Annotated in this window: 20 protein-coding genes; 14 read left to right on the top strand and 6 right to left on the bottom strand. The window is 31.5% G+C overall.

Annotated features, from left to right (window positions below):
* Positions 1–18: 18 nt before the first annotated feature.
* From B8T70_RS17725 to B8T70_RS17745, 5 genes are all read right to left on the bottom strand, one after another.
* The gene (locus B8T70_RS17725) at positions 19–1,005 is read right to left on the bottom strand and encodes a DUF3871 family protein (protein WP_086895693.1); all 987 of its coding nucleotides are present in this window, start codon (positions 1,003–1,005) and stop codon (positions 19–21) included.
* Between the two features lie 2 nt (positions 1,006–1,007).
* Positions 1,008–1,877, bottom strand: coding sequence for an AAA family ATPase (locus B8T70_RS17730; protein ID WP_086895694.1), 870 nt, complete (start codon positions 1,875–1,877; stop codon positions 1,008–1,010).
* 118 nt (positions 1,878–1,995) lie between these two features.
* Positions 1,996–2,340, bottom strand: coding sequence for a hypothetical protein (locus B8T70_RS17735; protein ID WP_086895695.1), 345 nt, complete (start codon positions 2,338–2,340; stop codon positions 1,996–1,998).
* A gap of 160 nt (positions 2,341–2,500) precedes the next feature.
* Positions 2,501–2,890 (bottom strand): hypothetical protein, encoded by a 390-nt coding sequence (locus tag B8T70_RS17740; RefSeq protein ID WP_086895696.1) that lies wholly within the window; start codon positions 2,888–2,890, stop codon positions 2,501–2,503.
* 240 nt (positions 2,891–3,130) lie between these two features.
* Positions 3,131–3,526 carry a hypothetical protein gene (locus tag B8T70_RS17745; RefSeq protein ID WP_086895697.1) on the bottom strand — a complete coding sequence of 132 codons (396 nt, stop codon included), beginning with the start codon at positions 3,524–3,526 and terminating at the stop codon, positions 3,131–3,133.
* 104 nt (positions 3,527–3,630) lie between these two features.
* Here B8T70_RS17745 and B8T70_RS24455 point away from each other — a divergent pair, with 104 nt between their 5' ends.
* The 11 genes from B8T70_RS24455 (at position 3,631) to B8T70_RS17810 (ending at position 16,025) form a co-directional block, all read left to right on the top strand.
* The gene (locus tag B8T70_RS24455) at positions 3,631–3,876 is read left to right on the top strand and encodes a helix-turn-helix domain-containing protein (RefSeq protein ID WP_086895698.1); all 246 of its coding nucleotides are present in this window, start codon (positions 3,631–3,633) and stop codon (positions 3,874–3,876) included.
* Between the two features lie 791 nt (positions 3,877–4,667).
* Positions 4,668–5,807, top strand: coding sequence for an aspartate aminotransferase family protein (locus B8T70_RS17760; protein ID WP_086895700.1), 1,140 nt, complete (start codon positions 4,668–4,670; stop codon positions 5,805–5,807).
* Entirely contained in the window at positions 5,807–6,316 is a 510-nt protein-coding gene (locus B8T70_RS17765) for a hypothetical protein (RefSeq protein WP_086895701.1), read from the top strand. Before B8T70_RS17760 ends, B8T70_RS17765 begins: the two co-directional genes overlap by 1 nt.
* Positions 6,317–6,664: 348 nt before the next feature.
* Positions 6,665–7,861 carry a glutamate-5-semialdehyde dehydrogenase gene (locus B8T70_RS17775; protein ID WP_086895703.1) on the top strand — a complete coding sequence of 399 codons (1,197 nt, stop codon included), beginning with the start codon at positions 6,665–6,667 and terminating at the stop codon, positions 7,859–7,861.
* 261 nt (positions 7,862–8,122) lie between these two features.
* Positions 8,123–8,884: a glutamate 5-kinase gene (gene proB / locus B8T70_RS17780; RefSeq protein ID WP_086895704.1), complete on the top strand. Its 762-nt coding sequence runs from the start codon at positions 8,123–8,125 to the stop codon at positions 8,882–8,884.
* A gap of 336 nt (positions 8,885–9,220) precedes the next feature.
* The gene (locus B8T70_RS17785) at positions 9,221–10,168 is read left to right on the top strand and encodes an N-acetylornithine carbamoyltransferase (protein WP_086895705.1); all 948 of its coding nucleotides are present in this window, start codon (positions 9,221–9,223) and stop codon (positions 10,166–10,168) included.
* A gap of 101 nt (positions 10,169–10,269) precedes the next feature.
* Positions 10,270–11,043 carry an acetylglutamate kinase gene (gene argB, locus B8T70_RS17790; RefSeq protein ID WP_086895706.1) on the top strand — a complete coding sequence of 258 codons (774 nt, stop codon included), beginning with the start codon at positions 10,270–10,272 and terminating at the stop codon, positions 11,041–11,043.
* A gap of 97 nt (positions 11,044–11,140) precedes the next feature.
* Positions 11,141–12,211, top strand: coding sequence for a M20 family metallo-hydrolase (locus B8T70_RS17795; RefSeq protein WP_086895707.1), 1,071 nt, complete (start codon positions 11,141–11,143; stop codon positions 12,209–12,211).
* 241 nt (positions 12,212–12,452) lie between these two features.
* Positions 12,453–13,733: an argininosuccinate lyase gene (argH, locus tag B8T70_RS17800; protein ID WP_039120229.1), complete on the top strand. Its 1,281-nt coding sequence runs from the start codon at positions 12,453–12,455 to the stop codon at positions 13,731–13,733.
* A 119-nt stretch (positions 13,734–13,852) separates the two neighbouring features.
* Complete coding sequence (locus tag B8T70_RS17805) at positions 13,853–14,851, top strand: DUF2157 domain-containing protein (protein WP_086895708.1); 999 nt, start codon at positions 13,853–13,855, stop codon at positions 14,849–14,851.
* A complete protein-coding gene (locus B8T70_RS17810) occupies positions 14,835–16,025 on the top strand; it encodes a hypothetical protein (RefSeq protein ID WP_086895709.1) in 1,191 nt (396 codons plus the stop codon). Before B8T70_RS17805 ends, B8T70_RS17810 begins: the two co-directional genes overlap by 17 nt.
* A 138-nt stretch (positions 16,026–16,163) precedes the next feature.
* On the opposite strand, the gene ytxJ is transcribed toward B8T70_RS17810, so the two are convergent.
* A complete protein-coding gene (ytxJ, locus tag B8T70_RS17815; protein WP_086895710.1) occupies positions 16,164–16,553 on the bottom strand; it encodes a bacillithiol system redox-active protein YtxJ in 390 nt (129 codons plus the stop codon).
* Between the two features lie 156 nt (positions 16,554–16,709).
* Here ytxJ and clpB point away from each other — a divergent pair, with 156 nt between their 5' ends.
* From clpB to B8T70_RS17830, 3 genes are all read left to right on the top strand, one after another.
* Entirely contained in the window at positions 16,710–19,316 is a 2,607-nt protein-coding gene (gene clpB / locus B8T70_RS17820; RefSeq protein ID WP_039113036.1) for an ATP-dependent chaperone ClpB, read from the top strand.
* A gap of 480 nt (positions 19,317–19,796) precedes the next feature.
* Positions 19,797–20,678, top strand: coding sequence for a DUF808 domain-containing protein (locus tag B8T70_RS17825; protein WP_086895711.1), 882 nt, complete (start codon positions 19,797–19,799; stop codon positions 20,676–20,678).
* A gap of 194 nt (positions 20,679–20,872) precedes the next feature.
* Positions 20,873–21,298, top strand: coding sequence for a hypothetical protein (locus B8T70_RS17830; RefSeq protein ID WP_039118301.1), 426 nt, complete (start codon positions 20,873–20,875; stop codon positions 21,296–21,298).
* Positions 21,299–21,799 lie beyond the last annotated feature (501 nt).

Here is a 21,799-nt window from a genome sequence, read left to right on the forward strand (position 1 = left end):
GGAAATTAAACTTGTTAGCTATTTATCTAAATGTAAAAACCAATTCGGAGTGTTGTTTTTTAACGAATAGGACAGCTCATTTATAAACTCGTATGCGTTTACATTTCTAGATAGGTTTTGGTCAATGTAAGAGCTCTTATTTGCCTCAGTAAATAAATTATAGAGCATCCACAAATTAATATGAGAATAATTATTTTTTGAGAAATTAGAATCTTCGTAATAGTTCTTAACTATAATACTGATTTGATTATCATTCATGTTAAGAGGAAAGATATTTTGTTTTTCCTGTTTCGACAGGTGCCCAAACATCTTCATCTTTCCAATCAAATGAGCAAATTGTTTTTCGGTTATACTATAATCAGCCATGCTTTTTAGTTTTACTAAATGACTTTGTCTGTTGTAACTGTTTATCAATTCATAAATTTTAGATTTTAGTTCATATATCGAACTTACTCTAACATCTTCTTTTAAACCATCTGTAGAAATACAAAGATTTGTACAGACTGAATTTTGAAATCCTATGAAAATCTTGAATTTCTCTATTGTCTTCTTGCTAAACAAGTTTTCTTGATTGTAAGCTCTTACACCTCCTATAGCTAAATTGATTTTATTTCCATTTATACTTTCACTAATCTCTGGAACTTCAATTACAAAAGCCATTCGTTCATAATAAATAGTTTTCTCGTGTTCTAGCAAATCTTTTACTGGTTTACCTATTGCGCTAGGGATTCTCCCTTTTATTACGTGAGATGTCCTAATTTCAGGCTTTAAAAAGTTTTTATAATTTAGGATTTCGTGCACAACTTCTAAAGTACTTTGAATAAACTCATAATGACTGATTGTTGATTCATTGTCTTTTGAAAATACTGGTATTGTACATTCATTTTTTAAATGTTCTAATTCAACCTTAATTGTATTTGCTTCAATAAAATTGGATTTAGAATTTATAATAATTTCTGATTCTTCAATGATTTGGTCAACATTATCGTTTAATATTAAATTCATTTTTAAGAGTTTTTAGGGTTAATAATAACATTTTCGTTTATGAGTTGAATAATTGAATTATCTAGTATTTCTTTCCTAGAAAGAATCAAGGGATAAATTTCTGTAGCAAAATTTGGATACTGATTATAGATAATTTTTAATGAGTCACTAGTTTCACAGCTCATTATTTCTTCTTTAATTTTATCTAAAGAAATTCCTTGGTTACACCACTGAATTAGTCGTTTTCCTGTTGCTGAGTTTATTATAAATTCAGGTTTTCCTGAAAACAAACCTGTTCTGTCTTTAGATACTTTAGTAAGATGCTTTTCATTGATAACTTCAAAATTTACAGTTAACTCATATTCAAACCCTTCGCGTGTTATTTCCTTTGTGCCATGTTTTACAACTTTGCTTTTTCCATTCATATCAGAATCCATACTGTAATCAATTTTTCTTCTGACAGTTGTAATAACATGACAATTTGAATTTAGAATTTTATCAATAAATGCTTGATGCCTTGGAGATATTTTTCCCCAATCTTGAAATTTCCCACCTAATTGTTCGTGGAGTTCTAAACATCCTCCTTTGCCTTGCCACTCATGAGTAATACTATCAATGACTATTACTTCTATTTGTGATAATTCACAAGTTTCAATTGCTTTTATAAAACGCTCAGGATTAAATGGTGCTTCTAAATTTAGAATATTGTAATCTCCTAAATGAGAATATAAACTTGCACTTTTATTCTCTGTGTCAATTATTGCAATTTTTGTCCAATCTTGTGTTATACCATAAGCAAGTAATAATGCCGAGTAGGTTTTTCCAAAACCAGATGCACCACTTAAACCTAGTCTTAGCTTAACTTGATGTCTTTGTGCTTTTTGTAATTTCATAATAATTTTGTTATAGATTATAATTATAAAATGTTATGCTTTAGATAATTCTTTAAAGCAAAAAAAAAGGATACCCAAATATGAGTATCCTTTATAATTTTCTTTGATGATTGTATGTTTATAGAACTACATCCACTTCTAAAACATTCTTTTGAATGATTTCCATTTCATCTGAAACGTATTCATATCTATGTTTTAATTCAATTATTTCTCCTGTATCTTTAATAGTGTATTCATAAGAATCACATTCAATTTTTCTAACTGAGCCTTCAAGTGTTGAGCCCAATAAGCTTTTACACACAGACTCATTAAATGTTGTTGGAACTGTTGCTGATTTTGCAGTTAAATACATTTTACCAGTTTTTCCACTCTTTACTGATTCAACTCCACCTTGAACAACTAAGCCAAAGAAGTTTTCTCCATTCTCTTTTTCGAAAGATTTGTAATCTACAATTGTTACCATAGTTTTAAATGTTTAAGATTATACAATTGGTGTTCCCATTATTAATTTTATAAAGTTAGGGGGGGGATAGCACCAATTCTAAAAATAAGTGGGGTGCCATTGTTGGTTATCTTGCGTATTCAAAAATGATAATTAAAAAACTAGAAAAGTTTAAATAATTTTAGTTTAAAACTTTATTAAGGTCATAAGTAATTGTTCCGCTCATTTGGCTAAACTTTTTTAAAACAAGTTTTGTATCTGAAACATACTCAATTTTTAGGTTTTCTGGATGTTTTGAAGATGTAAAAATTATTGAATCATTTATAATTTTATAATCAAAAATTTTTGAGGGATACTTCTCATCTTCTTCTCCATTATACAATTGACTCCAACCTTTACCGTCATTTCCAAATTCAATTTCACATGATCTAGTGTATACTTTATCGGTATAATACAATTTTTGTTCATGTGTACCATTCCATTTACCAATAATTTTACCGTTGTTTTTAATTTCACAGCTCATTAAAGATACCGTAACTATTATGCTTATTAAGAAAATATACTTTTTCATTTTTTGAATTTTATAATTATTTAAATAGGGTAGATGTATAACCTTAGTAACGTTATTCAATTTTCAGGTATGAAATATATTGAACTGGCAACTGTGAATACTTGTTTTTATAGTTGTTTTTGATTAGCTCAATAATTGTTTTTGTTTTAATGTTTTTTTTTTGAATATAGTATTTTGAGTAGTTAAAGTATTGTTGTTAATTTTATAGACTAAATAATCAATTTTAGATAAAAGAAGAGATTATTTAAATTTAGTATAGATTTCTTGTGTGTCCATGTTGTCTCTCTTAAGCACTAGTGTGGTCTCAGTTATACTAATAATAGTTGTTGGATTAACAATCATTCCACCATAAGATTTTCGATACATTCGATCTCCTTTTATTTCATATTCTCCGTCGTCATATTTAGGAACATTACTACAAGTCTCATAAACTATTTGATACATTCCAGTTGTCAATGTGCCAAATGAAATATAATCAGAGCATTTTGAAGTACCATTAAGCCCCCATTTTCCTATAATTAATTTTGAAAATGAGCTTTCATTTGAAGTTGCATTATCTGAATTGTTTGAAGTACATGAATAAGTTAGTGTTGAAATTATTAAAAGTACTATAAATAATAGGCATTTGTTTTTCATAATATTGATTAATTAATAGTTTTTGTACAAATTTAAATTAATTTTCGACTTATAAGTCGATATGTAAAAGGTTTTTTGACTTTCTTCTTTGTTTTCTTTGTCATATGCAGAAGCATTTGGAGGAAATAGAAGTCGAATTGGTTAAAAGGATTTATAAAGAATTCCTTTTAAAATTTGATGGAAATAAATCTGAGTTCGCTAGAGTTGCTTTATGTTCTGAAACCACTGTGAGACGTGTGTTTAGAAATGAACAAAGAATGACTGTCAATTTATTACTAAGATTTTGTATTGCTCTTAAAATTGATTTAAATGAAATATTTAAAGGAATAACTATTTTAGGTGAAAAGTAATTATTAAAATTAAGCTTATATCTAAAGTTATTAAGCAACTTATCTTTTAAATTCGTTTACTATCTTTAAAATACCCTATCCTAGACTATCAATATATTTTAATAACTACTAATTCTAAAACTACATTCTTCAAAATAATATTTTAGACCGAAACAGTAGAAATAATTTTTTTGATCGTGATTTTTACAAGAAACCCCATAATGTATTCTATTAAATATCATTTCAATCCCTCTTTGGATTTCTAATACAAAGAATAGTTTCCCCTCCTCTGTTTGCCTTTTTTGATAGTTTACAATTCGTACCATATTTTTGATTTTTTGAGTTGAAAATACCCTGAGTTAAAACATCAATTCGCATACAAAAAATTACAGCTTTCAACTTGAATTTTTATGTATAGGAAAAAATATGATTTAAAATCAGGCGCAAGAAATTCGTCATTGCTCAGAATAAGTGGGGGTGTTTCGTGCGTTTGCACAAGTGGCGGGGGGGCTCTAGAGGAGATTTACGCATGTATGATGTTTAGGAGCACCAATTTTTTTTATAAAAATTCACCAAAACAACAACACATATCAGCTTTTAACACCAACTATTAACAAAATTTGGATACTGAATTCTATGTCTTTTTAAAAGATTTTTTATGTATAAACTATAATTTAAAATAATATATTTATAATCTCAATTTTACAAAAAATAAAATATTAAAAAAAAAATCAAAGTTTAATCTTTTTAATTAATTCATCTCGCAGAATCTTTAAATTATTCAATTTTTAAATCTTTAAATAATTAAAAGAATGAACTTATTTAACGTATACCCACTTTATGACATAACACCTGTAAAAGCATTAGATTGTACTATTACAGATAATAACGGAGTAGAGTATTTAGATTTATATAGTGGACATGGAGTAATTTCTATTGGACACACACAACCAGATTATGTAGCAAAACTTAAAAATCAATTAGATAATTTAGGTTTTTATTCCAATGCAATTCAGAATCCTTTGCAGGTAGAATTAGCTGAAAAATTAGGGAAACTTTCTGGATTAGAAGATTATGAACTGTTTTTATGTAGTTCAGGAGCTGAGGCTAATGAAAATGCTTTGAAACTAGCTTCATTCCATAACGGAAAATCAAGAGTTGTTGCTTTTGATAATTCTTTTCACGGAAGAACTTCGGCAGCCGTTGCAGTTACAGACAATAAAAAAATTGTAGCTCCAATAAATGCACAACAAGTAGTTACTTTTTTACCTCTTAATAATATCGAATTAGTAGAAGCAGAACTGGCAAAGGGAGATGTTTCGAGTGTAATTATTGAAGGAATTCAAGGAGTAGGAGGTTTAGATGAAGGAACAACTGAGTTTTTTCAGGCTTTAGAAAAAGCTTGTAAAAAATACGGTGCAGTTTTAATTTTAGACGAAGTACAATCTGGTTATGGAAGAAGCGGAAAGTTTTTTGCGTACCAACATCACAATATCAAAGCCGATATTATTTCGGTTGCAAAAGGAATGGGGAATGGATTTCCAGTTGGAGCCATTTTGATTTCGCCAGAATTTGAAGCTAGTTTCGGATTATTAGGAACTACTTTTGGAGGAAGCCATTTGTCTTGTGCAGCAGGAATTGCGGTTCTGGATGTAATCGAAAAATTGAAATTACAGGATAATGTAAACGAAGTTTCGGCTTACTTTTTTGAGCAAATCAAGCAAGTTCCTCAAATCAAACAAGTAAAAGGAAAAGGATTAATGCTCGGAGTAGAATTCGATTTTGAAATTGGTCCGCTTCGTAAAAAGTTAATTGTTGAGAAACATATTTTTACAGGAAGTGCCAACAACAAAAATCTATTGAGAATTTTGCCGCCATTAACTGTGAAGAAATCTGATATTGATACCTTTATCGTTGCATTAAAAGAAAGTTTAGAAGAGCTTCAATATTAATGAAAGCATTAAAAAATATTTGGGGTGTTATATTGGTAATTAGTGTTTTACTACCAATGTTGCTTTTTCTGAATCCATTTGCGTGGGGAATGAGAAGAGCCCCTGAATATATTCCTTCTGCTGGACTTGAAAAAGTTTTGGGAAGAATGCAAAAAGAAATCAATGAGCAAGAAGACATAGAAATTGATACTTATAATAATGAAGTTGATCTATGGTATTTGAGAGATTGTGAGAATCTAAAGCTAGATTCTTTAGATAATTTTAAAATTGAACTTTCAGAAATCAAAAATGATTCTTTTATTAAAGAAAAAATTAATAAATACGCACCTTTGATTGAGAAAGAAATAGGTTGTAAATGTTATGATTCTTTAATATTCACCTATAAATTGAAAGAAGATAAAGTTCAGCCTAATGAAGAAAATGCTTTAGCTAAAAAATATAATTTAGTAAAGGAAAATGAGCCAAAAAAAATAGTTTATGGATTTAAAATTAAAGAACATGAACAATAATTTTTTGATTTCAGATTTGTTTCTCAAATTTCAATCATTAGCATATTTGATTATCATTTTTTGGGCGATTTTAATTAGTAGCTTTCAAAGTTTGTTTGTTATTTGGAAGCATATAGAAATGATAAACCTAATTCTTTTTTTTGTATATTTTTTAATTGGATTATCTTCTGTTATAATATTGATAATGCAGATTTCAAGGATTTATTTTTCCTCGGATAATAGTATAAAAAGGAGAGTATGGATAGTAGTAAATATTTTACTTTATTACGGAGTTTTATACGCAGATTTATATCTCTCAACACAGACTAGATTTTAGAAAACAACCAAAAACAACCAACTACAAAAATTATGAACCACCATTTATCAATTGAAAAGCGAAATTTGGTTTTACTCTCGATGGCAAAGCTTGTCGAAGAAGAAAGAAACCAAATTATTCTGACGAATCAAGCTGATTTAGCCGCTTACAATGGCGAAGATCTAGCAATGGAAGAACGTTTAAAAGTAGATAACGCCAAGATTGACGAAATGATTCTGTCATTGAATCAATTGGCTTCTCAGGAAGACCCAGTTGGCGTGGAAAGGTTTCATTTTGTACACGATAACGGAATTAAAGTCAGTAATAAAACAGCAGCTTTTGGTACGATATTGATTATTTACGAATCAAGACCCGATGTAACTATCGAAGCTGGTGGAATTGCCTTTAAATCAGGAAATAAAATTTTGCTTAAAGGCGGAAAAGAAGCGCTAAAATCCAATTTAAAGATTGTGAGTTTATGGCATCAGGCTTTAGCAGAACATAATGTTTCGACAGAATGGGTGGAATATCTAAATTTTACTCGACAAGAAACTCAAGCTTTTTTAGAAAAACCAACACAAAAAGTAGATTTAATTGTACCACGTGGAGGCGAAAAATTAATAGAGTTTGTAAAAGCACATGCTACTTGCCCTGTAATCGTAAGCGGACGGGGAAATAATTTTGTTTACGTTCATAAAGAAGCAAATACAGATATTGCTCTAAAAGTAATTCTGAATGCAAAAACATCCAAAATTTCAGCTTGTAATGCTGTAGATAAAGTTTTGGTAGATTCACGATTGCCAAATTTTGAAGGTTTTCTAGCCATTTTAATAGAAGAACTAGATGAATCGAAAGTTGAGATTATTGTAGATAAAACATTAGAATCTTTTGCGAACACAAGTGTTCTAAAAGATGAAGATATTTGGTACGAAGAGTTTCTTGATTATAAAATCGTATTAGGAACAATCGATTCAGAACAAGATGCTATTGCAAAAATAAATAAGTATTGTGGCGGACATTCGGCTGCGATTATTACAAGAAATAATGATGTTGCCCAAGAATTTATGGAATCAATAGATGCAGCGGCAGTTTATCATAATGCCTCAACTCGATTTACCGATGGAGGACAACTGGGCTTAGGCGGAGAATTAGCCATAAGCACAGATAAATTACATCAGCGGGGACCAATCGGATTACAACATCTGGTTACTAATAAGTGGTATATTTACGGAGAAGGGCAAATTAGGTAATTTAGACTTCTTAGATTATTAGATACTTAGACTTCTTAGAATTTAAGTCCCAAGGCTTCGGGATAGATTAATGATTCTCGATTTGGAATTTGGATTTTAAAATTTGGAATTTAACTATAGATATAGCTTTGCGAACTCAGCGTTTGTAAACACAAACAGAATATAAAACCTTGCGCCCTTTGCGGTAAAAACGTTTACAATATAAAAACTTAGTCCCGAGGCTTCGGGATAGTAACTCAGAACCTTAGCCACTTAAAAAAAATGACTAAAAAAAGGATTTTATTAAAAATAGGAAGCAATACACTAACCAAAGAAACCAATCATATTTCGAGAGGAAAGATTGAGGATATTGGGATGCAAATCGCGGCTTTAAATGACAAATATGAATTTGTAATTGTAAGTTCCGGAGCTATTGCAGCAGCGAAACAATTTGTGAAATTAGAGAGCAAAGGCAAAGAGATTATTGTAAAACAAGCTTTGGCATCGATCGGACAACCTCATTTAATGCGGATTTTCCATGAGAACTTCAGTGATTTGGGATTGCTGACTTCGCAATGTTTGTTATCCTATTCAGATTTCGAAAAAGAACAATCCAAAATCAATATTGTAAACACAATTAATGTTTTGGTCGAGAATAATTATATTCCGATTATCAATGAAAATGATACCGTTGCAACCGACGAAATTCAGTTTGGAGATAACGATAAATTAGCAGCATTAACGGCAGTTTTATTAAATGTAGATATCTTGATAATTGCGACAAATACAAGCGGAATTTACACGAAAGAATCTATACATAATGAAGTGCCAGAAACGATAACTTTAGTAAATGATTTACAGCTTTTAGAAAAAGAAATAGGAGAATCTAAATCGTCACACGGAACAGGAGGAATGCAATCAAAAATTGAAGCAGCGGCAATCGCCAAAGCAGCAAATATCGAAACCTGGATCGTAAACGGACTAGAAGATAATTTTATTCTAAAAGCATTAAAGGATGAAATTCCTTTTACCAAGATAGTATAGAAATGTTTATTTGTTTAATCGTTTAATTTGTTTAATCGATTAAAAGAAAGCATTACGGAACAATTTTTTAGAAAAGTATATAAGTTAGGTTTGTTTAGTTAGTAAGCCGATTAAACAAAAAATGATTAACCGATTAAATAAAAAACGATGAATTATATTTCAATTCAAATTGCAAAAATTGTTCAAAGAGGAACGCGACGGATGTAGATTTGTTAAAAACAGAAACGCCGATAGAATAGATTTAATGATAAATGAAATCCGTGTAAATCTGTGTCTTCGCGATAGCGAATCAGTTTAATCCGCGTCCAAAATACGTAACAATATAAAACATACAAAATGAACTATATTTCAATTCAAGATATCAACTCATTATCAAAATGGGTAAAAGGTGCTTTAAAAATCAAGAAAAAGCCACTAAAAAACCAACACCTGGGTAAGAATAAAACCTTAGGAATGTTATTCTTTAACCCGAGTTTAAGAACACGTTTAAGTACTCAAAAAGCCGCTTTAAACTTAGGAATGAACGTAATGGTAATGAATTTTACCAACGAAGGCTGGACGCTAGAGTTTGAGGATGGAGCGATTATGAACTCAGGAGCTTCAGAACATATTAAAGAAGCTGCCGAAGTAGTTTCTCAATACTGCGATATTATTGCTATTAGAGCCTTTGCAGGATTATTAGATAAAGAAAAAGACTATGCAGAAACCGTTATCTCGGGATTCTTAAAATACGCTACAGTTCCAATCGTAAATATGGAAAGTGCTGTTCGTCACCCGATGCAATCCTTGGCAGATGCTATTACAATGGAAGAGTTTAAGACTAAGCATAAGCCAAAAGTAGTACTTTCTTGGGCGCCACATCCTAAGGCTTTGCCACAAGCAGTTGCTAACTCATTTGTAGAAATGATGCAAATGAAAAAAAATGTAGACTTTGTAATTACACATCCCGAAGGATACGAACTAAGTCCAGAAATTACCAAGGATTCGAAAATAGAATACGATCAGGACAAAGCATTCGAAAATGCCGATTTTGTGTATGTAAAAAACTGGAGTAATTTTAATGATTACGGAAAAGTAACTAATTCAGATCCAAATTGGACAGTTACTGTCGAAAAAATGGCATTAACCAACAATGGAAAATTTATGCATTGTCTTCCAGTTCGTCGTAATGTAATTGTAAGCGATGAAGTTTTAGATGGCGAAAATTCAATTGTAATCGAGCAAGCCAATAACAGAACGTACGCAGCACAATTGGTATTACAGAAGATTCTTAAAAAGTTATAAATAAAGGTACAAAGATACAAAGTTGCAGAGGAACAAAGGTTTAGAAGCCTTAAAAGAAACCTTTGAACCTTTGAGCCTTTGTTCCTCTGAACCTATAAAAAATGAACGTTACATTAATAAAAATTGGCGGTAATATAATCGATAATCCATCAGAATTGGAGAAATTCTTAACTGATTTCTCTAAGATAGAAGGACATAAAGTATTGATTCACGGTGGTGGAAAGTCGGCTACAAAAATGGCCGAAAGTATTGGTTTAGTTCCGCAAATGATAGATGGTCGTCGTATAACCGATGCAGCGATGCTGGATGTTGTCGTGATGATTTATGCAGGACAAATCAATAAGAATATTGTAGCGCAATTGCAGGCAAAAAACAATAATGCAATTGGATTTTCGGGAGCCGATGGAAATTTAATCCAATCGACAAAAAGAAACCACCCAACAATCGATTATGGTTTTGTAGGCGATGTAAAACAAGTAAATACAAGTTTATTGGCTACATTGCTAGAAAACAATATTGTACCAGTTTTTTGCGCCATTACGCACGATAAAAATGGACAGTTGCTAAACACAAATGCCGATACAATTGCAAGCGAGTTAGCGATTGCATTATCCGAAAATTTTGATGTTACGCTTACCTATTGTTTTGAAAAACAAGGAGTTTTATCAGATTCAGAAGACGATGATTCGGTTATTACCGAAATAAACGCCGAATTATACGAAAAACTAAAAGCCGAAAAAGTAATTCATTCCGGAATGATTCCAAAACTAGACAATTGTTTTAATAGCCTGTCTAAGGGAGTTCAGACCATAAAAATCGGACACCATAGTATGTTGCAAAATTCCAATATATTGCATACAACTATTAAATTATAAAAGAAAAAAGTTGCTAAGTTTCTAAGAAACCAAGACTTTTGTAATCTTAGAAACTCAGCCCCGAAGCTTCGGGATAGACTTCAGTACCTATCAAAAAATGAAAAATACAGAAACGCTTACTCAAGAAGCAATAGCATTATTAAAAAGTTTGATCGAAACCCCATCTTTTTCAAGTGAAGAAGATCAAACGGCACTTTTAATCGAAAATTGGTTCAATCAAAACGAGATTCCTTTTAAAAGAGAGAACAATAATGTGTGGGCTTTCAATAAACATTTCGACAAAAATAAACCAACACTATTACTGAACTCGCACCACGATACAGTAAAACCCAATCAAGCATATACCAACGATCCGTTTAAAGCAATTGTAAAAGACGGCAAATTATTTGGTTTAGGAAGCAACGACGCAGGAGGTTGTTTGGTTTCGTTATTGGCGACGTTTGTACATTTTTACAATAATGAAAACTTACCTTATAATCTGGTAATTGTAGCTTCGGCAGAAGAAGAAAGCAGCGGGAAAAACGGATTAAACAGTGTTTTGCAACATTTGCCAGAACTGGATTGTGCCATTGTAGGCGAACCTACATTAATGCAATTAGCGGTGGCTGAAAAAGGGTTATTAGTTCTTGATGTAAAAGTAAAAGGAACAGCAAGCCACGCTGCACACCAAAACGATGATAACTCATTATACAACGCTATTCCCGTAATGGAATGGTTTAGGAATTATAAATTCGATAAAATATCCGATGTTTTAGGACCGGTAAAAATGACCGTAACCCAGATAAACGCAGGGAAACAACATAATGTAGTGCCGTCAGAATGTGATTTGGTAGTCGATATTCGTGTAACCGATTGTTACTCCAATACTGAAATTCTAGAAGTGGTAAAAGCTAATGTAAAAGCCGAAGTAACGCCACGGTCTATGCATCTTAATGCTTCGTCTATTCCAATTGCACACGCTTTAGTACAAGCCGGAATCGCTTTAGGAAGAACAACCTACGGCTCGCCAACACTTTCCGATCAATCCGTTTTAAGTTGCCAGTCATTAAAACTAGGGCCAGGAGAAACGTTACGTTCACACTCGGCAGATGAATTTATTTTTATCAACGAAATCGAAGAAGGAATCGAATTGTATATTAAAATACTAACCGATTTCTTTAAATTATAATCCTAGTCATCCTGAGCGAAGTCGAAGGATAAGGAGCTATTTCCCGCTATTCGTTACAATCTTTTCCTGGCTAAAGAAGCCAGGAAAAGGATTTTCACTGCTATCGGGGCTAGAAACACAACCAGTACAAACAATGACATTTAGATATAAATTAGAAACATAAACTGAATAAGATTCAAAAATCTAAAAAGTCTAACAATCTATCCCGAGGCTTCGGGACTAACAATCTAAAAATCTACCTATGAAACTTTGGGAAAAAGGAATTGCAACAGACAAACAAATCGAACATTTCACTGTTGGAAACGATAGAGAACTAGATTTGGTTCTGGCAAAATACGATGCATTAGGTTCAATAGCTCATGCAAAAATGCTGGGACAAATCGGACTTTTAACAGCCGATGAAACCAATTCGTTAGTAGATGCATTAAACGAAATTATTGTCGATGCCGAAAAAGGAAATTTCGTAATCGAAGATAGTTTTGAAGACGTACATTCCAAAATCGAATATTTACTAACAGTAAAACTAGGCGATGCAGGAAAGAAAATCCATACAGCACGTTCACGTAACGACCAAGTTTTAGTCGATGTGCATTTATACCTAAAAGATGAAGTAAAAGCATTAAAAGAACAAGTAAAAAGTCTTTTTGATTTGTTAATGGAATCTGCTGAGAAACATCAAAATGTATTATTGCCAGGATATACACATTTGCAAATAGCAATGCCATCATCATTCGGGATGTGGTTCTCAGCCTATGCCGAGAGTCTTATCGATGATATTACGATGCTAAATGCAGCTGCCAAAATTGTAGATCAAAACCCACTAGGTTCTGCTGCAGGATACGGAAGCTCATTTCCTATAAACAGAACATTTACAACGCAAGAACTAGGTTTCGAAACCTTAAAATATAATGCCGTAGCAGCTCAAATGAGCCGTGGTAAGGCAGAGAAAACTGTTGCTTTTGCAATGAGTAGTGTAGCTGCAACATTATCTAAATTTGCAATGGACGTTTGTTTGTATATGAGTCAGAACTTTGATTTTATCAGTTTGCCATCACACCTTACAACAGGTTCAAGCATAATGCCACATAAAAAGAATCCAGATGTATTTGAATTAATTCGTGGTAAATGCAATAAAATCCAAGCATTACCATACGAAATCACATTAATAACAAATAATTTACCAAGCGGATATCACAGAGATTTACAACTTTTAAAAGAAGGATTGTTTCCAGCAATCCAAAACCTTAAAGCTTGTTTAGATATTGCGATTTTCTCTATAAAAGACATCACCGTAAAAGACCGTATTCTAGACGATAAAAAATACGATTACCTATTTACCGTAGATACACTAAATGAAATGGTTGTAGCAGGAATGCCGTTTAGAGATGCCTACAAAGAAGTTGCAGAGCAGCTAGAAAACGGCACATTTAAGTCGCCTAAAGAAACAAAACATACACACGAAGGAAGCATCAATAATTTATGTTTAGATGCCATAAAAGATAAGATGAAAAGTTCTTATTAATTCAGGAAAATGCGCTATGATATCATAGCGTTTTTTTTTGGTTAAAACCTTTTTTATTGAAAACAGAAAATTCATACTAAATACATATATTTGATACATAGTTATCTTAAAGTAATAGTATGACACAATTTGATGAACAGGCAACTCAAAAACTTTTTGAGAACAACTTAATTACCGAAGAACAATTTATACAGGTAAAAGCCTATCGTAGTTTAGGGATTTTTTCGCTGCATAACGAATTAAAGTTGTTCTTGTATCTGTCGGTTTTGTTATTTACAACAGGAATCGGAATCTTAATTTATCAAAACATCGATACAATAGGGCATGTAGCTATTTTATCTTTATTATTAATCGTAACGGTAATTTGTTTTTACTTTTGCTTTAAAAAATCAAAAGGATTTCAAAAAGAAGATTCTAGTTTTGAGAACCCCGTTTTACAATATTTAGTCCTTACAGCAACAATCCTCAGTTGTATTTTTGTAGGTTATATTCAGTTTCAATATCAGCTATTTGGTACCCATTATGGTTTAGCAACATTAGTACCTACAATTATAAGTTTCTTTTGTGCGTATTATTTTGATAACAAAAGTGCCCTAACAATTGCAGTAACAGGACTAGCTGCTTATATAGGACTTTCAGTAAGTCCGCAAACATTACTAAGCAATGATTTTTATACTACAGATACCTTAAGTTATTCAGCAATTATATTAGGAGGATTATTAGTCCTTTGGACAATTTATAGCGCAAAGATTAGCTTAAAAACGCACTTCAATTTTATCTATCTTACCTATGCATTACATCTAATAAGTATTGCTGCAATCAATAATTTATTTCAAGATTATTGGCCGATTTTTGTAATTGTTTTAGGCGCTTCTACCTATTATTTTTATAATGTAAGTTATCAAATCCCTGCAATTTCATTATTTGTATTCACAATAATATACGGATACATTGGTGTAAATATCGTAGGTTTTAAAATATTAGATTTTATAAATGCTTACGAATTTTACGGATTGTTATTATTTGCAACACCTTTATATTTAGTAGCTTCGATTATATTATTTATCAAATTAATTAAAAACTTCAATAAACAAAAAGCAAATGATAGTATACAATAAGGATTTATTGAAGAATATTTTCTTGGTCAATGAGGCTGAGAAATTACAAAAAGCTAATTTTATTACTAAAGAGCAATTAGATACAGTTTCTAAAGAATTACCAGTTCTTAAAAGTCAGGATAATATATTAATACGTATTGGGTTCTTTTTGTTAGGAGCATTTTTATATTCATCTATTTGTGGGTTATTATCTATTTTTGGACTTACTTATAATGATGATTATTTAGTGGTCTTACTTTATGTATATGCAATAATAGGATTTGCAGGAACTGAATTTTTAGCAAAGCAAAAATATTATGGATATGGCTTAGATGATGCCTTTGTACTAGGAGTACAATTAACTTTGGCGGCAGCAGTTATAATGTCTTTTGTAATGAGTATATCTCGAGTTACAGACCTAGATGTGCTATCTTGTATGATTACAGTAACCGTAGTTTCTTTACTATTATATCTGCGTTATATACATTTATCTTCAGCATTAATTTTTTGTTTAGCACTAACCACAACATTAGGATTTTTTGTCTTTAAGTATATCGAGCTGGGGAGTCTTTTCTTACCGTTTGTATTAATGATTTATGCAATCGGAATGTATTTTGTTAGTAAAAAACTTCTTAAGGATTTAGCAGAACCTTTTTATTACAACGGCATACTTTTGATGAAAAATTTTAGTTTAATTGTTTTGTATTTTTCAGGGAATTATATGGTTGTAAGAGAGTTTTCGGCTTTTTTATCAGGGATGTATTATGAGTTAAGTCCAGATGTTCCTTTTTCGTTATTCTTTTGGACTTTCACGTTTATAGTTCCGGTTCTTTATTTGTTTTTTGGATTACGCAATAAAGACAGAATCTTACTTTGGATAGGTTTTTTAGCCTTTTGTTTTTCAATTTTTACTTTTAGAACCTATCATCATGTTTTGCCAGTAGAAGTTGCCTTGACTTTTGGAGGTTTATTGCTTTTTGCCTTTACTTATTTTGTGATAAGAAAGATAAGGGACAATGAAAAAGGAATAACATTTAAACCAGATCGTATCGATAGCTCAAATTCATTACTAAATGCCGAAGCCTTGATTATAGCTTCTACTTTTAATTTAAAACCGGAAATGAAACCAGAAGAATCACCAATGGAGTTTGGAGGAGGAGATTTTAGTGGAGGAGGCTCAGGAGGGAGTTTTTAATGCTGTGAAGAAGAAAGATTTTAGAGGAAAGATTTTGAGAAAAATAAAGTACTGATTTTTTTTGATTTAAATTCTACATCTAAAAATCTTTCTTCTCACATCTTTCATCTAATTTCTTACATAAAACATCTCACTTTGCTACACTTTACTTTTCAACGCTTCAGCATCAATATCGCTATGAGAAGCATTATATATTGACTTTCCGTCTTTGATAAGTAATAATTGTGGAGATTGGTGAACAACGTTAAAACGAGAAGCTATTTCGTTCGAAACATCACGATACGCTATTAAATCAAGAAAATAAGCATTAACTTTATTGTCCAAATCGAACTCTTTTTCAAATTGTTTTAGTGCCATTCGGCTAATGCTACATCTTGTACTATGTTTGAATATAAGAATTTGCTTATCTTTAGATGCCGTTTCGATTTCGTCTAATTGCTCCAAACTTGTTAAGGGAATCCAGTTTATTTTGGTTTCTGATGATTTATTTTGATCAGAATCTCCGAATAGTGATGATAAAAAACTCATATTTTGTCGTTATTTATGACTTTTTGTCGTTTAAAAATGATAAAAATCAAATTTTAAGCGTCATTTTGTCTGTTTTATTGTTGTGGAATATAATTTGAGAAATAATAAACAAAGTTACTTATTAAAATAGAATCATAAATCATAAATCAAATAAAGATGAACATAAATAAATTTACAATCAAATCGCAAGAAGCAATTCAGCTCTCTCAGCAATTGGCCCAAAAAAATGGTCAACAGCAAATAGAGAATGAACATATCTTCAAGGCTATTTTTGAAGTTGATGAAAATGTGGCGCCATTTATTTTGAAAAAACTCAATGTAAATGTGCCTTTATTTCTTCAAATTCTAGATAGCACCATACAAAGCTTCCCAAAAGTTTCGGGAGGAGATGTAATGCTTTCCAGAGATGCAAATAAAGCATTGAACGAAGCGGAAATTATTGCACAAAAAATGAACGATGAATATGTTTCAATCGAACATTTAATGCTTGCAATTTTTGATTCAAAAAGTAAAGTTGCTCAAATCTTAAAAGATCAAGGAGTAACAGGTAAAGGCTTAAAAGCTGCTATTGAAGAATTACGTAAAGGAGAACGTGTAACTTCAGCATCTGCCGAAGAAACATATAATTCTTTGAACAAATATGCTAAAAACTTAAATGAATTAGCACGTACAGGAAAATTAGACCCTGTTATCGGACGAGATGAAGAAATTAGACGTGTATTACAAATTTTAACACGTCGAACTAAAAATAACCCAATGTTAATTGGTGAGCCTGGAGTTGGTAAAACTGCAATTGCCGAAGGTTTAGCACGAAGAATCGTTAATGGTGACGTGCCAGAAAACTTAAAGGATAAAATTGTGTTTTCGCTAGATATGGGAGCATTAATTGCTGGGGCAAAATATAAAGGGGAATTCGAAGAACGATTAAAATCGGTAGTAAAAGAAGTTACTGCAGCCGAAGGTGATATCGTCTTGTTTATAGATGAGATTCATACACTTGTAGGAGCGGGTGGAGGTGAAGGTGCAATGGATGCGGCTAATATCCTAAAACCAGCATTGGCTCGTGGAGAATTAAGAGCGATTGGTGCAACAACTTTGGATGAATACCAAAAATATTTTGAAAAAGATAAAGCGCTTGAACGTCGTTTCCAAAAAATTATAATCGAAGAGCCGGATACCGAAAGTGCGATTTCAATTTTACGTGGAATCAAAGAAAAGTATGAAACACATCATAAAGTTCAGATAAAAGACGAAGCAATTATTGCTGCTGTTGAGCTTTCTCAACGTTATATTACCAATCGTTTCTTACCAGATAAAGCGATTGACTTAATGGACGAAGCTGCGTCTAAATTGCGTATGGAAATCAATTCAAAACCTGAGGAATTAGATGTTTTGGATAGAAAAATAATGCAGTTAGAAATTGAGATTGAGGCTATAAAACGTGAGAAAGAAGAAAGCAAGCTTAAAGCTTTACGCATGGAATTGGCTAACTTGAAAGAAGAACGTAATGAAATCTACGCTAAATGGAAATCTGAAAAAGATGTAGTAGATGGTATTCAGGCTGTAAAATTAGAGCTTGAAAACTTTAAACATGAAGCAGATCGTGCAGAGCGTGATGGTGATTACGGAAAAGTAGCCGAGATTCGTTATGGTAAAATTAAGGAAGCTCAAGAAAGACTGGATGTTTTATTGAAACAAATGCATGAATACCAATCTGGAAATTCTTTGATAAAAGAAGAAGTTACCAGAGAGGATATTGCCGAAGTTGTGGCAAAATGGACTGGTATTCCAGTAATGAAAATGCTTCAAACAGAAAGAGAAAAACTATTACATCTGGAAGATGAGTTACACAGACGTGTAGTAGGCCAAGAAGAAGCAATCGAAGCAGTAAGTGATGCTGTAAGAAGAAGCAGAGCTGGTTTACAAGACATGAAAAAACCTGTGGGTACATTCCTGTTCTTAGGAACTACTGGGGTTGGTAAGACTGAGCTTGCAAAAGCATTGGCAGAGTATCTTTTTGATGATGAAAATGCCATGACCAGAATTGATATGAGTGAATATCAAGAACGTCATAGTGTGAGTAGATTAGTAGGTGCACCTCCAGGATACGTAGGATATGATGAAGGAGGACAATTAACTGAAGCTGTACGTAGAAAACCGTATTCAGTAATTTTGTTAGATGAGATTGAGAAAGCGCACCCAGATACATTTAATATTTTATTACAAGTATTAGATGAAGGAAGATTGACTGATAACAAAGGGCGTTTGGCCGATTTTAAAAATACGATTATCATCATGACTTCGAATATGGGAAGCCAGATTATACAAGAAAAATTTGAAAACCTAAAAGGTGGAATCGAAGCTGCTACAGAGGCTGCAAAAGTCGAAGTGCTTGCTTTATTAAAACAAACAGTACGTCCGGAATTTATAAATCGTATTGATGAGATTGTATTGTTCCCACCTTTAACAGTGGACAATATTAAACAAATTGTTGGTTTACAATTAAAAAGTGTTACCAAAATGTTGGCTTTGCAAGGAATTACAATGGATGCAACTCCAGAAGCAGTTGCTTATTTATCAGATAAAGGATTTGATCCGCAATTTGGTGCAAGACCAGTAAAACGTGTTATACAAAGAGATGTTTTAAATCAATTGTCAAAAGAAATTTTGGCAGGAAAGATTACAACCGATAGTATTATTTTATTAGATGCTTTTGATGGTAAATTGGTTTTTAGAAACCAAACACCAGAATTGGCTAATTAATATTTAATTTTTAGTAGAGACGCACCGCAGTGCGTCTTTACATTTATAGTAAGCACCAGTCGTAAGGCTGGTGCTTTTTTTTGTAAAAACTGAAAATCAGTAAATCATGAAACTTTTTTTTAAATTATTATAAAAAAAATCTAATTAAGTTCTCACCTTTACGTAAGCTGAGTTAAACTAGAATTAATACGATATAAAAACTTAAAAATAAATATTATGAACAACATATTTAGAGGGTTAATAGCAGGTTATGGAGCCAAAAAGCTAGGTAGCGGATGTTTTGGTACTATTTTCGTTTTTGTAATCATCTGGTTGCTTTTAGGACAATGTAGTTAATGAAAGCCAGATTGAAAATATTTGATTAAATCAGAAGAAAGAGATTTAAACAAAAAGTATTAGATTCGCACAAAATAACAAAATGCGTCAATTATTTTTTTGTGCCCTACACAAAGAGATTAGCGCAATTTTTAAAACAAAGATATGGCATCAGGTTTTTTCGTTCTATTAGATGATATTGCAGCAATTATGGATGATGTTGCGGTAATGAGTAAAGTTGCAGTAAAAAAAACAGCAGGTATATTAGGAGATGATTTGGCGGTTAATGCCGAAAAAGCTTCAGGATTTGTTTCTTCAAGAGAATTACCTGTATTATGGGCGATTGGTAAAGGTTCGTTTATTAATAAACTTATCATTTTGCCAATAGCATTTTTATTAAGTGCCTTTTTTCCAGTAGCAATTATTGTAATCTTGGTACTTGGTGGGGCTTTTTTAGCTTATGAAGGAGCCGAAAAAATATTTGAATTTTTCTTTCCACATAAACACGCAAAAATTGAGGTTACAGCACAAACTTTTTCAGAAGAAGAAATTTTAGCTGCCGAAAAAGAAAAAATAAAATCAGCAATAGTAACCGATTTTATATTATCTGTCGAGATAGTAATTATAGCATTAGGAACTGTAATAGAAAAACCTATTCTAACGCAAATTATGGTTGTTTCGATAATTGCAGTAGTAGCAACAATTGGAGTGTATGGCATTGTTGCGCTTATTGTAAGAATGGACGAATTAGGTTTAAAACTTATTCAGCTTAGTAAAAAAGAACGTAGTATATCAAAAACTATAGGGAATTTTTTAGTGCAGGCACTTCCAAAGGTGATTCAGAGTTTATCAGTAATTGGTACAATCGCTTTAATCCTGGTAGCAGGAGGTATATTTGTACATAATATTGATTTTTTCCATCATTTAGTTCCGCAATTACCTTCTATCGTAAAAGAGTTTACTATCGGACTTGTGATCGGTTTTGTGGTTTTAGCGATTGTAACCCTAATCAAAAAAATGCTTCCTAAAAAAGAAGTAGCAGAATAAATAAAAAAAGCAATTATTAAGGAACATCAGTCTAACGTCTGGTGTTTTTTTATGCCAAAAATGAAAATTTTAAAATTATTAATTCATTGATTTTTAAGTGTTTGTTGTTTTGTTTGTTTTTTTTAACATTTTTATGAAGCAACCATAGTAATCTATTTGCATCTATGTTATAATTAACAACAATAATTATTTATATGAAAAATTTTAAATTAAAAACAGTTTTAGTCGTATTATTCTTGTCAACAGCGTTTATTGCATGCAGCAATGATGATGATAAAGAGGAAGAAAAACCACCAACTCCTGAGTTTGTAATAAAAGGTGCTTTGGCAACAGAAGTAAAAGGTCCTGCAACTGGAAAATTAAATGAGGAACTTAGTTATGATGTAACTTATATAGTAGATAATACTTGTGGAGAATTCAGTAAAATTTCTGATGTAACAATTGGTAAAGACAAAGGATTACAAGTTGAGGTTAAATATCCAACGGGAGTTTGTACTACACAAGTTCCGGATCCTAAAAAAACGATTTATAAATTTAAATCAGCTACTGCTGGAACTTTTGAAATAAAATTCAAAAAATCAGAGACAGAATTCGTGATACAGAAAGTTGTTATTGAATAGTTTATTCAATAAAAGTAAATAGCTGTTAAAAGCGTAATGTTTTATATAGCTAATTTAAAAACCGTTTTATTTTTATTTCTTTTATCAAAAACCATTGAAAAGAAATATTTATAAAACGGTTTTCTGTTTTTATGTATTATATGTTCTTTGTTATTGAAAAAATATCAATAATAAATTTTCTTTTACATGGTCAAATTTATTAAAGGAATAAATTACGTTTAAAAACTTAATCTGTTTGTTGTAATTAAAATTATGAGTTATTGAGGTTCATACTGTTAATTTATCTTGAAGTCTAATTCATAAGAGTTAGTTGTATTGTTAATGCTCTTTTGTATTAAAAACATGTAAATTCTAGGGGCGTTTTAGTATTTTTGAAGCCTACTTATGACTTTTTTAATTATGATAAAAACTTTACACTTCTGCTTAATTGTCTTTTTTTCATTTTTTTGTTTGACTCCAAATTTAATGTCACAAAATAAATGGGAATTATTAAACCCCAAA

The sequence above is a fragment of the Flavobacterium sp. AJR genome, assembly GCF_002156885.1.
In the GTDB taxonomy this organism is placed as follows: Bacteria; Bacteroidota; Bacteroidia; order Flavobacteriales; family Flavobacteriaceae; genus Flavobacterium.